Here is a 14,239-nt window from a genome sequence, read left to right as displayed (position 1 = left end):
CTTGCCCAATTATATACAAAGCTTGCCGATAGTTTTATAAATTTAAAGGGAACTTGTCATTAAATAGTCATGTGTTCGTTGCGATAATCAATGATCCCGAGCGATAATATATTTGGCAAGCTCAGCTAGTAAGCGAGTGTCTGCATCTATGTTATCTAGTGCTTCTAGCGCTTGGTTGATAAGCGTTTGTGCTTTATCTTTAGCACCTGTCATACCAAGTAGAGCCGGATAAGTTGATTTATTATGTTGTAAATCAGAGCCCTGCGGTTTACCGAGTGTGCTTGTATCGCTCTCAATATCTAGAATATCGTCTTGAACTTGAAATGCTAGTCCAATAGCTAAGCCAAAATCCTTTAATTGACTACGTGTTAAATCTGAAATGTTAGTCGCACAGAGTGCGCCTAGTTCTATGGCGCAATTAAGTAAAGCACCTGTTTTTAATCTGTGTATGTCTTCAAGGGCTGCAATACTGATTTGCTTGTCTGTTGCAGCAATATCAAGTGCTTGTCCACCTACCATACCTTGCAGACCAGAAGCGCGGGAAAGCGCTTTAATCATCGCAATTTGTTGTGGAGCAGGGACCTGAAACTGATGTGATGAAAGAAATTCAAAGGCTAATGTCTGCAAAGAGTCGCCAGCCAAAATGGCTTGCGCTTCGTCAAATGCAATATGGCAGGTAGGCTTACCACGTCTAAGATCGTCATCATCCATAGCCGGTAAGTCGTCATGTACGAGGGAATAACTGTGAATACATTCAACAGCAGCTGCTGCAATATGAAGATCTTCTATATTCGCACCTAGCATTTCGCCCGTCGCGTAGACTAAAAATGGGCGCAGACGTTTACCACCATTGCTTATAGAATACAGCGCAGCGGCTTTTGCAGTAGGATCAGTGTCCAAATCTTGTGCAAAGTATGCATTTATTGTTTTTTCAACATCTTTTTTTGCGATGTTTAATCTTTCATGTAGTTCCACGCAACTAGTCTACCTGCTCTGAAAACTCGCTTGGCGCACTGGCCTCATCGTTAGCGAGTAAAATATTAACCTTTTGTTCTGCTTGTTGAAGCTTTTGATTTGAAGCCTGAGCAAGTTTTATCCCTCTTTCAAACTGCTTTAAAGATTGCTCCAATGTAAGCTCACCGTGTTCCATTTCTTGAACAATCGATTCAAGCTCATTGACAGCTTCTTCAAAGTTCATATTTTCAGGTTTTTTAACTGCCATCTCTTTTTTACTCTCAAGCAAAGCATTAGGAAGGTAATTTTATTGCTTATGAAGATTGAGGTCAAAGCATCTGATAGACTTTTTGCGGCGTTAAGCAGTTAATATGATCTGATAGTTTTGGTTAATCCTCGCAATTTAAAGGCTTTTTAATATAATTGAATTAAGTTATTGCGAAACTTGCCGATAACACAACGTATAAGAATAACTGCGTGATATCTCACGAATAAATGCCTTTGGAGGGTGTGTGGATTTAGCAACCGTTATAGGTATCCTTGGTGCAATAGGCCTTATTGTTATGTCTATGGTACTCAGTAGTGATGGGCAACTTGCCATGTTTTACAATACGCCATCGGTTGTTATTGTATTTGGTGGTTCAATTTTTATTGTTTTGTCTAACTTTACACTTGCACAGTTTTTAGGCATAGGTAAGGTCGCCGGTAAGGCGTTTATGTTCAAAATTGAAACGCCTGAAGAGTTAATCGAAAAAGCAGTTGAGCTTGCGGATTCTGCGCGTAAAGGTGGATTTCTTGCTTTAGAAGAGGCAGAAATTCCCAACCCGTTTATGCGAAAAGGTGTGGATATGTTAGTTGATGGTCATGATGCGGATGTTGTTAGGGCGACATTGCAAAAAGACATCGCCCTCACAGCTAATCGGCATGAAATGGGCGCGGGCTTGTTTAAGTCTCTTGCAGATATAGCCCCGGCAATGGGTATGATTGGTACACTTATTGGTCTTGTTGCCATGTTATCAAACATGGATGACCCAAAGGCCATCGGTCCTGCGATGGCGGTAGCACTTCTAACCACGCTATACGGTGCTTTTTTGGCAAACGTTGTGGCTATTCCAATTCAGGTAAAGCTCGAGCTTAGGAAAGACGAAGAAGAAAGAAACCAACGCCTAATTTTAGATGCGATTTTGGGTATTCAAGATGGCCAGAATCCGAAAGTAATTGAGGGCATTTTGAAAAACTACCTACCAGAGTCTAAACGCGGTGATGGCGGTGAGGAGTAAATAATGTCAGATGAGAACGAATGTAAATGCCCGCCCCCAGGGCTGCCTGCATGGATGGGGACGTTTGCAGATCTGATGTCACTGCTGATGTGCTTTTTCGTTCTATTATTGGCGTTTTCAGAAATGGATGTTCTGAAATTTAAGCAAATTGCCGGGTCAATGAAGTTTGCGTTTGGTGTACAGAATAAAATCGAAGTAAAAGATATTCCGAAAGGGACGAGTGTCATCGCCATGGAGTTTACCCCTGGTAAACCAGAACCAACTCCGATTGAAACGATTCAACAACAAACGGTTGAAATGACCCAGCAAATGTTGGAATTTCAGGCGGGCGAAGAAAGTTCTGCTGGTGGCCGCCAAGAGCAGCGGGGTAACAAACGTGGTGGTGAATCTGCAAGTACAGCACAAGAACAATCAATGACACAAGCGGTCTCTGCGGCAGATCAGGAACAGGTCAACGAGCTGGTTAAAAAGATCTCCCAGCAGTTAGAAAAGCAAATAATGGATGGGGCAATTGAATTAGAATCACTTGGGCAGCAAATTATCATCAGGATCCAAGAGAATGGCTCTTTTCCATCTGGGAGCGCTTTTTTACAGCCAAAATTCAAACCGGTGATCCATGATATTGCTGAGCTACTCAAGGATGTACCTGGGGAAATCACTGTGTCTGGACACACCGATGACTTTCAGGTTTCCAATGAACTGTATTTCAATAACTGGGATTTATCAGCGACTCGTGCAGTTGCTGTAGCGAGTGAAATGCAAACAGTCAGTGGTTTCGATAAAAACAGAATGGTAGTAGTTGGTCATGCTGATACTCGACCTTTAGTACCAAATGCGAACGATACTGATAGAAAGCGCAATAGGCGTGTTGAGATATCAATTTTACAAGGTAAAGCAAAAGAGTCCGATCCTATTGAAGTTAGAAGGGAAACTAACTAGAAAAGTTGCGTCCAAGCCTATTTTCAGCTACCGTATATCTGCTTGAAATCTCAATTTTTAAAGGAGTTTACCATGATTGCATTCAATAAGTTCAATAGGTTCCCAGGTGGTAATGGCGACGGTAATGATACCGGAGACGAGCAAGAAAAGTAGCATCAAAGCATAAGGTATAGCTGTGTCTTTAGTCGAATATTTAAACAGTGCTGATTTCTCGATTAAGTACATTAAAGCAATTGCTGAAGTGTCTTACTTATTAGCATTTGTGTCTGTGTTCATTTTTATCTTGAATAAAGATAAGATGGCGCTCAGATATTCTTGTTTGTGTTCGGCTTTTTATATTATAGGCTTTTTCACTTTTAGGCCTTTAATAGACTACGACACAGATCGTGTATATAGGTATATTGTTTGGGCGCTGAATGACATTGTATTTATTGCGATTGTCGCCTATTGGGCGTTGCGTGATAAAATGTACATGTGGCAAAGTATTTTAGTTCAGCTCGTTGTCTTGCCCGCACCTTTATTACAGCTGTTTAGGCTTGTTGATATTCATCTAATGGACGCAAGTTATTCTGCTTATTTCTACCGAACTGTTTTGCCAATAGTTAACTTTATGACTGTAATGCTCTGTTTTGCACCTTTGCTTACGTATATTGGTAAAAAAGCTAAGCAAATGACGTTTATGCAGAGAAAAGAAAAAGAGGGGTAGAGCTTAACTATCCCTTTATACACACCGAATATTTCTGTACAGATCCACTTATAATTTAATACCTTTGATTTCCAGACTTGCAGTGTCTGTAGCGAATTCTAATACACCAGCTATCTTGACTGTCGATTTATTCGCATTTTGATCCGGCAATATCACATTTGTCAGCTCGAAGCTGCATGACTCCAGCCCTGTTTCTTCGTTTATCACCACAGATAAACAATGCAATTCAGTGTCTAACCCTATCTGAACTTCTTCACAATAAGCCATATCAAGTTGATCTTGCATACTCCATGCAACAGGCTGTATGACTGCTTTCAAATCAAGTACGGATTTATTGCATTGCAAAGCCATACTAGTCGTATTGGTATTATCTGCACCAAATGTAATTAAGACACCGCTCTTGTCTCGGTAGTGAACTGTAAAACTGACAGAATCAATGGTTTGACTAAAACCCTCAGGGCGACCCTTATTGCGCCAGTCTTTTAAAGAGCTGATCTCAGGTAGCTCTGTTTTAAAGATAAACTCTGGTGAATAATACACTAGCTCGCCTTGCTTGAAAAAAGCGTTACTACTCTCTTGCCAAGTTTGTGCACCAGTAGAACCAAAAATATTAGCAGCTAATATACACTGAGGAACATCGGATGAAACGGTGTGTGTCGCGCCAAAAGAGTTTTTATCGGCATAAACTCTCAATTCAGGTTTCGACTGTAAAACTTCGCTACTTGATTGCCAAAATGCGCTTTTAAATTCGAGCTTATTGATGGAGCGTTCAGCACGAAAATCTGAACCACAATCTTGTTCTGGTTTTTGTGCTGTGGTGCTATTAGATTGTGCAGTGTTTGTTTTTTCTAGGGGCTTTTCGTTTTCGCTTCCACATGCCGTTAATAGCAATAATGGCACTATTGCTAATGTAACCTTGCTCATAATCAACTCCTTGGTAAGTTAATCAATTATATTCATAGCTAGGCTTTAAAAGCGATATTTGAATTGTAAAAAGTAGTAGATAATGAATTACATATTGCCCTAGATTAAGCAAAGAGCTTAAGCTAGGGCTGTTGAACAAGTGTTATCCTAAAGCTGGGATCAAGCCAAACATTTGGAGCCCCTGTGCTGAGATGATAAGCACACCACATAAGCCCGCGCAAATGAGACCAAGATTACCGCCTTGTACTTGATAGCCTGCATTTTGATTTTTTCGTTGCTGCCACACCATGGCAACTGGCAAGAAGACCGCTAAAACAACCAAAGCAATGGCTGCATAGCCTAGCGCCATGATAAACCCTTGTGGGTAAAATAACGCAAAGCCCAGTGGCGGTGTAAACGTGATTAAAGCGGTGACCACTCTATCTCGCCCTGAACCTTGCTGCTTAAACGCATCGGCGAAAAAGTCAAATAAACCAAGGCTCACGCCTAAAAACGAAGTTGCAAGTGCAAGATCAGCAAAAACGGTAACGAAGGTATGTACTTGGCTACTGTGCGCAATATTGGAAATTGCGGTGACAAAACCCGGTAAACCTTCACTTTGTGCTAAGGCCTCTTGCTCCATGACACCTTGGCTTAATAGCTGCCAAAAGATGTATATAACTAATGGTAAAGAGGCACCAGCAATCATCACGCGGCGCAATGTCTTAATGTCTAAGCCTACGTATTTGACTATCGAAGGAATTGAGCCATGAAAGCCAAATGAAGTAAAAATAACAGGGATAGCAGATAGAATAAGACCTTGCTCCATTGGCATATTGAGCAAATGCTGTCCATGGACATAAGGAGTAAGTACGAAGAATAAGCTGGCCAGTACAATAATTTTGATTGTGAATAGTACGCGGTTGAGTTTGTCGACAGTACTTGTGCCGAGCGCGACGATTGTCGCCACTATGAGTGCTAGCACTACTGAACCGACTTGTGGCGCGATATTCATACCTGTTGCAGCAGAGAGCTTTTCTTGTAGTTGGGCACCGCCACCGGCAATATAAGCCGCGCATAATGCATAAAACAGAAATACCATCGAAAAATTTGCGATGTATTGGCCTTTTTTACCAAGGATCTGTTTTGCTAGTGTATTGAGTGTGGCTTCTTTATTTGCGAATTGATGAACTTCGAGCATAAGAAGGGCGGTGTAGGTCATTAGCAACCAAGTTGCGATGATCAAAATAAGTGACGTTGAAAATCCAAGTCCTGCTGATGCGATAGGCAATGCAAGCATGCCTGCGCCAATCGTTGTACCAGCAACGATGAGCATGCTGCCTAGCGTTTTATTATTAAGCACAAATTGCCCCTATATTTGTGAGAGAAACAGGCACAATATACCGCTCTGCTAAAAATTGAAATAGTTTTGCTGCAAATCAAAGTGAAAGTTTGTAATTTATGTCTTACAAAGGTTAATTTTGTTTACGGATAATGCAATGAGCTTGTTTCAAAAAGTGTCAATTATCATCAAGTTGACCTTGATAAGTCGCAGAGCATAAAAAAGCCAGCATACGCTGGCTTTTCAATATATCGTTTTAGATGCGTCAGTTACGCATCGTCTTCAACGAGAGTCATCAGTGATGTATTACCACCAGATGCGGTCGTATCGATACTGATTGTTTTCTCAGTGACTAGGCGACCTAGTAGGGTATCGTAGTACTCAGCGCTGATCACCGGCAAGATAGCGCCACTGCGTGCAGCAAGCTGTGTGCTGACATAGCCTTTACGTTCACAATCGCTACTAACCACAGCACCTGCTAGGTGTTCATGGGCTAAGATTGCAGGCAGCTGGTTTAGCTTAGCAACCTGTAGTACGCCTTCAGAAATGCCGCAGCTCAATAACTTATCTCTAAACGCGATAGCTTCTTCATGGAACAAGTCAGAGACAACCGTGATAACAGTGTTACCTGCTGCCAGAGCAGTGATCACAGAGAGCACCCAGAAGTTGAAAGACGTTTCTTTGTCTGCGTAACACACTACACAGCCGCGTGATTCATAGCGCAGTGTATTTGACTCGCCTGTTGGTCCTGGCAACTCAATTACTGTATCTAAACGCTTTTCAACACGGATAAGTTGCTCACGAGCATCGGCTAATGTTTTATTCAAATCATCAGCAAATGTATCTAGGAGCTCTACTTTAGCCAGTTTAGCCAATAGCTGACGTACCGCAGAAACACGGTTGTTCAGTGGCATTGCACGCCAAGCTTTCTCATCACGCTTAGATAGCGACATCATGCGTGATGCCTGCTCTTGCGCACCTTGGTAAGCTGTGATCTCTTCGTTATCTACTTTAACGTTAGTCGCTTGGGTATTCTGCTCTGCTTGGTTTTCTTTTACCAAACGGGCAATATAGTTTGGACCACCTGCTTTTGGCCCTGTACCAGATAGGCCACGACCACCGAACGGCTGCACACCTACTACGGCACCGATCATGTTACGGTTGACATAGATGTTACCGGCACGAGATAGCTTAGCAAGATATTCTGCTCGCTCTTCGATACGTGTGTGGATACCCATGGTTAGACCAAAGCCTGTGCTGTTGACTTGGTCAATCACATTGTCGATATCACTGCCTTTAAAGCGGATCACGTGTACACATGGACCGAATACTTCTTTTTTCAGCACTGACAGGTCGCTGATCTCATATAAGCGCGGTGCAAAGAAGAAGTGACCGTTATCACCCATATCTGGTAGTGAACACTCATAATGTAGTGTTGCATTACCTTTTAGGTATTCAACGTGCTCATTGAGTGCATTCAAAGCTTTCTGGTCAATGACTGGACCCACATCTGTAGAAAGGTGTGCAGGGTTGCCAATGTGAAGCTCTTGCATTGCACCTTTGATCATGTTGATCACTTTGTCTGCGATTTCTTCTTGTACAAATAGTACACGCAGTGCAGAACAGCGCTGACCAGCACTTTGGAAACCTGAAGAGATAACGTCATCAACAACTTGCTCAGGCAGTGCTGTTGAGTCAACGATCATACAGTTTTGACCACCCGTTTCCGCGATCAGTGGAACTTGATCGCCACCGCGCTCAGCTAGTGTTTGCGAAATACGTGTGCCTGTTTCAGTCGAACCTGTGAACATCACTGTTTGGATACGTGTATCTGGAACGATGTGCTTACCAACTTCACTACCACGAGCGATAACAGGCTGTACGATACCTTTTGGTAAACCGACTTCTTCCATAAGCTCAATAGTGCGAAGCGCAACTAATGATGTTTGCTCAGCAGGTTTTGCGATAACTGTGTTACCAGTTACGATAGCAGCAGCAACCTGACCTAGGAAGATTGCCAGTGGGAAGTTCCAAGGGCTGATACATAAGATCACACCGCGTGGGCTAAAGCGCTCATCCAGTGCAAGTTCTTCTGCTTTTGCTGCGTAGTAACGACAGAAATCAACCGCTTCACGTACTTCATCGATGCCATCTTGGGTGATTTTACCCGCTTCTTTGATACACATCGCAATCAGCTCGTCACGATGAAGTTCTAATATATCACCAGTACGACGCAGAATTTCTGCACGTTCGTTCACTGACGTTTGTGACCAAGTGGCAAAAGCAGCTTCTGCGCTAGCGACAAGTTGTTGCATCTCTTGTGCATCTTGGTGGCGGATAGAACCCACAACTTCGCTGTGATTTGCTGGGTTCAATACAGCTTCGTGTCCTTCAGGTACATCCTCAGCAGTGATTAGGTTGTCATCAACCCACTTTTGTAAGTTCTCACGCATTGGCGTGATGTGGTTGATGTTGGTTAAATCTAGCCCTTTAGAGTTGTTGCGCTCTTCACCGTATAGATCGATAGGCATGGTGATCTGCATGTTACGCTTATGCTTAACACGTTGGATCTTTTCAACCGGATCTTCAAGTAGCGACTCAACAGGCATCGACTCATCAACAATCGCGTTTACGAATGACGAGTTTGCGCCGTTTTCAAGTAGGCGACGAACAAGGTAAGCAAGTAAGTCTTCGTGGTGACCAACAGGTGCGTATACGCGACACTGTACTTTATCCTCTGTTACTACTTGGTTGTACAGTGAGTCACCCATACCGTGTAGACACTGGAACTCAAAGTTATTGAATTCGCCATTGGCAAGTTCTAGGATAGTCGCCGCAGAATAGGCGTTGTGTGTTGCAAACTGAGGGAAGATCACATCACGTGCGTTCATCAGTTTGATAGCACATGCTTTATATGAAACATCAGTCGTTGCTTTACGTGTAAATACAGGGAAGTCTTCAAGACCATCAGTTTGCGTCAGCTTAACTTCAGTATCCCAGTAAGCCCCTTTTACAAGACGAACCATCATCTTGCGACCAACGCGACGACATAGGGCTTCAAGCCAGTCAATCACCCAAATAGCACGTTTTTGGTATGCTTGTACCGCAAGACCAAAGCCATTCCAGTTGCCCAGCGCATCATCAGAGAATACCGCTTCAATGATATCGAGTGAGATATCTAAACGGTCAGCTTCTTCCGCATCTACTGTGAAGTTAATGTCATATTGCTTTGCCGCAAGTGCCAGTTCTTTAAGCTTAGGCACAATTTCAGCCATGACACGGTCACGGTGCGAAAACTCATAACGAGGGTGAATAGCGGATAGTTTGACAGAAATACCTGGGCTTTTAATTGGGCCACGACCGTTAGCTGCTTTACCAATCACGTGAATAGCTGTCATGTAGCTGTTGAAGTAACGCTCGGCGTCAGCCATAGTACGTGCGCCTTCACCTAGCATATCGTATGAGTATGCGTAGCCCGTAGCTTCTTTCTTTTTGGCGCGCTCAAGTGCCGCTTCAATCGTGGTACCCATGACAAATTGCTGGCCCATGATCTTCATTGCATATTGCACTGACTTACGAATTGCAGGTTCACCAATGCGGCCCATAGTACGCTTTAGCAAACCAAATTGCGTTTCTTTATTCTTATCTGCATAGTTAACCATTTTACCGGTTAGTAGTAGGCCCCAGCTCGACGCATTTACGAATAGTGAGTCACTATTGCCTAAGTGCGAGCTCCAGTCACCTTTGCTAAGTTTATCGCGAATTAACATGTCTTGCGTTTGAGCATCAGGCACACGTAATAGTGCTTCAGCCAAACACATGAGTACAACACCTTCTTCAGAAGACAGTGAGTACTCCTCTAGTAATGCGTCTACACCATCTTGACCTTGTTGGTCATTACGGATGTTTAATACCATCTGACGAGCACGCTCCCATGCGCGAGTACGGGCAGCAACACCGACCTCAGCCAATGGTAAAATGTGATCGATAACAGTTTCTTCATCAATGCGGTAGAAGTCACGGATCTTTTGACGGATCGGACACTGGGTTGTTAAGTCGCCTTGAAATAGCATAGGTTAAACCCTCTATTGAAAACCTAAATACTACAGAAAGCATAGCCTAAGGCTGTGATTGCTTTCTTGCCTCATTATAAAAATGAACGCTGCGTAATTTTGCGGTGGTTAAATTTTAGCCCCTTTGCTCGTAGAAACAAATTTCATAAAGAAGGGACATCCATAATAATTTCCGAGCATTGTATAGATAGAGCAGCAGAATGTGCTGTCTTATTTTTTTGAATTACGGTAAATTTGAGGGAGATTAGACCTTCTTGCAGAATTTTATACTGTATGACCACTTCGATAAAAACGCGTATCTTAGATAGGATCGACCATGCAATTTTAGATGAATTGCAAAAAAATGGCCGAATTTCAAATGTTAACTTAGCAAAAGCTGTCAATTTAAGTCCCAGTCCCTGCTTAGATAGGGTTAAGAAGCTAGAGTCAGAGGGTTATATAGAAGGCTACACTGCAAGATTAAATGCTGAGAAGCTTGGACAGCAGTTGGTCGCGCATGTTGAGATCACACTCAAAAGTTCAACAGAGTCAGTATTCGAAACCTTTAAACAGCATGTTGTAGAGATCCCCCACGTGGTTGCATGTGACATGGTCGCTGGTGGGTTCGACTATTTATTAAAAATTCGGGTTTCTGATATGCATCAGTATCGTGAGGTGCTTGGTCAAATTGTCGAAATACCGGGTGTTGGCACAAACCATACATATATGGTGATTGAGCATGTTAAGCAAGATGTGGGTGTGACCATTTTACCTAAAAGCTAACATCTTTTTAGTGCTGACCATGTATGGGAAACATACTGTTTTATGCCTTTTTTAGAACTAATATAATGAAATAACATTAGTTTTTTTGTTTTATTTGAATCATGTTTTTGCAAAGAAATACATTACAAGGCATTACAAATAACGTGTTTTTCATAATTCCTTAACCTAGATCAATAAAAGGTTAATTTATGTAAATTTGTGGTTTTTATTGGCAGTTTTTTACCCTAGGCTGACATGAAATTTAGTAGCGAAAGGTAAAACAATGACAACAGCGACGCGTACAAAGGATATTACGCCTTTAGACTCAATTACATTTCAAATTCTCATAGATGACCAACCTATTACCGCTTGTGAAGGCGAAACAGTCCTCTCAGTATTGCAGGCGGCAGACGTTAAGCAAGTATGTGAAAACGACAGAAAAGTCGTCACGGGCGGGTATTGTGCAATGGGCGTATGCCATTGCTGTCATGTAAAGGTGAATAAACGATACAAGCAAAGAGCCTGTCAGACCCTAGTTGAACCCAATATGCAGGTCGAAACTTTAAGTAATCGGTTTAAAGATGTGGGGATTGATCATGAAAAAGTCTAATCCTGTTGTGATTGTGGGTGGGGGGCCTTCTGGTACGGCCGCAGCAGCCATGCTTGGAAAGTACCAAATCCCATCTATTATCATTGATGAGACCTCTAAAATCGGCGGGGTTATCTACCGTGGACCACTTAGAAATACAGCCACACTGCCGCATTTGGACGATAATTTACAGCGCGCTATGAGTGCTTTGCGCACTCGTTATGAAAAGCATAAATCGTTCATTGAACTCAAGTTACAAACTCGTGTACTGGGGCCTGAAGGTGATCAGCATTTATTATTGAGTGAAGGCGGAGGGCTGACCACGTTAGAGCACAATGAACTGATCTTAGCTACGGGTTGTCATGAGCGCAGTGTCCCTTTTCCTGGCTGGCAGTTGCCTGGGGTCATGTTACTAGGTGGTGTGCAATTACAAATCAAAAGTGGTTTGGTAAAGCCAGGTAGCAAAATGGCTTTATTGGGCACGGGTCCATTATTACCCTTAGTGGCGTGTCAGCTGCACAAAGCGGGCGTTGATGTCGTGGGGGTTTACGAAGCGAGTGCCTTCAACAAGCTAGCCAAAGAAGCGGTGGCCTTATTACATAAACCAAAATTGACGCTCAATGGCTTAAGCATGATGAGCTATTTGAAAAAGCATCAAATTCCTTTTCACTATGGTCACGGTATTGTCAGTGCACAGGGGGATAAATTCCTAGAGCAAGTGTCTGTCGCGCCCTATGATGATCAGTGGCGTCCTGATATTAGTCAGGCTAAGCCATTAGACGTGGATGCGATTGGTGTCGGTTATGGTTTTGTTGCACGTACTCAGTTGGCTATGTTACTGGGTATTGAACATGATTATTCTAAAGTAAGTGGTTACATACCTACACTTGATGATAATTATCAAAGTAGCCAAAAAAATACGTATGTAGTTGGTGACAGCAGTGGTTTGCTAGGAGCGGATGCTGCGATTTGTGAGGGGCAGATAGCGGCGCTCAACATTGTGCATCAACGTGGCTTGCTAGAGAGTGCGACTATGGCAAAAGAAAAACGCAAAATAGAGCGCAAGCATGCACGTATCAAGCGTTTTCGATTTGGCTTTGACCGCTTTAGTGCGCGTCAAACGGGGTTATTGGATTTGCCTCAAGACGATACGGTTGTGTGTCGTTGTGAGCAAGCAACTAAAAAGCAGCTTACTGATGCCATCGCTGAGGGTGTGAAAGACTTAACAACACTGAAAATGCGTACTCGGATTGGTATGGGTGACTGTCAGGGGAAAACGTGCAGTAGCTATGCCCTTGATCTACTCCATCAGGCCGGACATGACAAAAATACCGGGGTAATAAAGCCTCGATTCCCGCTTGATCCTATCCCTTTTACTTTTATGGAAGAAACGCTAAATGAACAAGTATGATGTTGTAATTGCTGGTGGCGGTGCTGTAGGCGCTGCGTGTGCTTATTTTTTAAGTCGTGATACAGACTTAAAGATTGCGTTGGTTGATTTAAAAAAGCCCGGTAATGCATCCAGAGCATCTGCAGGTGGATTATGGGCCATCGGTGAGTCGGTAGGACTTGGCTGCGGTGTTATATTCTTTAAAACCTTGTCTAAACTGCACAGTGAGGCAAAAGGTGAAGAAGTACCAACCATGCGTCCACACCAATTACCAGACTGCTTTTTTGAATTTGCACTTAAATCCAATGATATGTACCCAGATTTATATGAAGAGCTGCGCAACAAGCATGGTGTAGATTTTAAATTTGAACGTACTGGGCTCAAATTTATTATGTATAACCGGGAAGATGAATTGTACGCCGATCAAATTGTCAGTGGTATTCCTCATTTAAGTGATCAGATCCGTTGGTTAGATGCAGAGCAGTTAAAATCTGAGGAGCCTTATGTTACGCCAGATGCCATTGGCGCCATAGACTTTATTTGCGATCACCAAGTGAATCCATATCGTTTGGTTGAAGCATATACTGAAGCTGCAAGGCAAAATGGCGTTGAGCTGTTCTTAAATACTGAAATACAGTCAGTATTGAAAGAGGGAAATCGAGTGGTGGGGCTGAAAACCGCCTCGGGAGATTTACATTGTGACACGCTCGTTAATGCAACGGGGGCATGGGCTAATGAGCTGTATAAGCAGGCGACAGGTAAAGATATGCCTGTTTATCCAGTTAAAGGGCAAATTGTCTTATCAGAGCGCATGCCAAAAATTATGAATGGCTGTATCAGCACCAGTGATTGTTATATCGCGCAAAAAGACAATGGGGAGATTTTGATAGGCTCGTCCACGGAAGAAAAAGGCTTCGATACCACCAATAGCCTAGATAAGATCCAAGAATTGTCCCGTGGGGCGATGAAGTGCTTACCGATTCTCAATGAGTCTAACATCAAGCGTTGTTGGGCTGGCCTTAGACCGGGCACACCAGATGAGTTGCCTATTTTGGGTAAAGTGTCTGGTGTGGAAGGGTATCTTAATGCTTGTGGCCATTTCAGGACGGGGATTTTGACGTCGGCCATTACAGGTAAATTGATAACCGAACTCGTCACCGAACAGCCAACTTCGATTGATTTGACCCCGTTTAATGTCAGTCGTTTTGATAACGATCCCACATAACTAAACTTACCTTTTTGATGACTCATACCGCTGTGTGAGTCATTTATTCATCTATTTACATTTTGTGACGATTTTTCAGTTTAATTTGGTGGGTATT

The 14,239-nt window shown here is 42.9% G+C and carries 12 protein-coding genes; 7 read left to right on the top strand and 5 right to left on the bottom strand.

Annotated elements, in window-relative coordinates; genetic code table 11:
• Positions 1–87: 87 nt before the first annotated feature.
• The gene (gene ispA / locus AC2CZC_RS03465; RefSeq protein ID WP_484583828.1) at positions 88–975 is read right to left on the bottom strand and encodes a (2E,6E)-farnesyl diphosphate synthase; all 888 of its coding nucleotides are present in this window, start codon (positions 973–975) and stop codon (positions 88–90) included.
• Between the two features lie 4 nt (positions 976–979).
• Positions 980–1,222 carry an exodeoxyribonuclease VII small subunit gene (gene xseB, locus AC2CZC_RS03460; RefSeq protein WP_063363177.1) on the bottom strand — a complete coding sequence of 81 codons (243 nt, stop codon included), beginning with the start codon at positions 1,220–1,222 and terminating at the stop codon, positions 980–982.
• Positions 1,223–1,466: 244 nt separating this feature from the next.
• Between xseB and pomA the strand changes: the two genes are divergently transcribed.
• The 3 genes from pomA (at position 1,467) to AC2CZC_RS03445 (ending at position 3,879) form a co-directional block, all read left to right on the top strand.
• Positions 1,467–2,234 carry a flagellar motor protein PomA gene (pomA, locus tag AC2CZC_RS03455; protein WP_063363178.1) on the top strand — a complete coding sequence of 256 codons (768 nt, stop codon included), beginning with the start codon at positions 1,467–1,469 and terminating at the stop codon, positions 2,232–2,234.
• 3 nt (positions 2,235–2,237) lie between these two features.
• Positions 2,238–3,173, top strand: coding sequence for a flagellar motor protein MotB (locus tag AC2CZC_RS03450; protein WP_063363179.1), 936 nt, complete (start codon positions 2,238–2,240; stop codon positions 3,171–3,173).
• A 175-nt stretch (positions 3,174–3,348) separates the two neighbouring features.
• Positions 3,349–3,879, top strand: a complete 531-nt coding sequence (locus tag AC2CZC_RS03445; RefSeq protein ID WP_484583827.1) for a hypothetical protein — start codon at positions 3,349–3,351, stop codon at positions 3,877–3,879.
• A gap of 48 nt (positions 3,880–3,927) precedes the next feature.
• On the opposite strand, the gene AC2CZC_RS03440 is transcribed toward AC2CZC_RS03445, so the two are convergent.
• From AC2CZC_RS03440 to putA, 3 genes are all read right to left on the bottom strand, one after another.
• Positions 3,928–4,803 (bottom strand): hypothetical protein, encoded by an 876-nt coding sequence (locus tag AC2CZC_RS03440; RefSeq protein WP_484583826.1) that lies wholly within the window; start codon positions 4,801–4,803, stop codon positions 3,928–3,930.
• A 142-nt stretch (positions 4,804–4,945) separates the two neighbouring features.
• A complete protein-coding gene (locus tag AC2CZC_RS03435) occupies positions 4,946–6,145 on the bottom strand; it encodes an aromatic amino acid transport family protein (protein ID WP_484583825.1) in 1,200 nt (399 codons plus the stop codon).
• A 248-nt stretch (positions 6,146–6,393) separates the two neighbouring features.
• Positions 6,394–10,197: a bifunctional proline dehydrogenase/L-glutamate gamma-semialdehyde dehydrogenase PutA gene (gene putA / locus AC2CZC_RS03430; RefSeq protein ID WP_484583824.1), complete on the bottom strand. Its 3,804-nt coding sequence runs from the start codon at positions 10,195–10,197 to the stop codon at positions 6,394–6,396.
• Between the two features lie 273 nt (positions 10,198–10,470).
• Here putA and AC2CZC_RS03425 point away from each other — a divergent pair, with 273 nt between their 5' ends.
• From AC2CZC_RS03425 to AC2CZC_RS03410, 4 genes are all read left to right on the top strand, one after another.
• Positions 10,471–10,959, top strand: a complete 489-nt coding sequence (locus tag AC2CZC_RS03425; protein ID WP_484583823.1) for a winged helix-turn-helix transcriptional regulator — start codon at positions 10,471–10,473, stop codon at positions 10,957–10,959.
• Between the two features lie 262 nt (positions 10,960–11,221).
• Positions 11,222–11,548 (top strand): 2Fe-2S iron-sulfur cluster-binding protein, encoded by a 327-nt coding sequence (locus AC2CZC_RS03420; RefSeq protein ID WP_484583822.1) that lies wholly within the window; start codon positions 11,222–11,224, stop codon positions 11,546–11,548.
• Complete coding sequence (locus tag AC2CZC_RS03415; protein WP_484583821.1) at positions 11,535–12,938, top strand: FAD/NAD(P)-dependent oxidoreductase; 1,404 nt, start codon at positions 11,535–11,537, stop codon at positions 12,936–12,938. Before AC2CZC_RS03420 ends, AC2CZC_RS03415 begins: the two co-directional genes overlap by 14 nt.
• Positions 12,925–14,142 carry an NAD(P)/FAD-dependent oxidoreductase gene (locus AC2CZC_RS03410; RefSeq protein WP_484583820.1) on the top strand — a complete coding sequence of 406 codons (1,218 nt, stop codon included), beginning with the start codon at positions 12,925–12,927 and terminating at the stop codon, positions 14,140–14,142. Before AC2CZC_RS03415 ends, AC2CZC_RS03410 begins: the two co-directional genes overlap by 14 nt.
• Positions 14,143–14,239 lie beyond the last annotated feature (97 nt).

This window comes from Pseudoalteromonas sp. MMG033 (assembly GCF_057197785.1).
The sequence above is the reverse complement of the archived record's forward strand: the minus strand, read 5'-3'. Positions and strand labels throughout refer to the sequence as shown.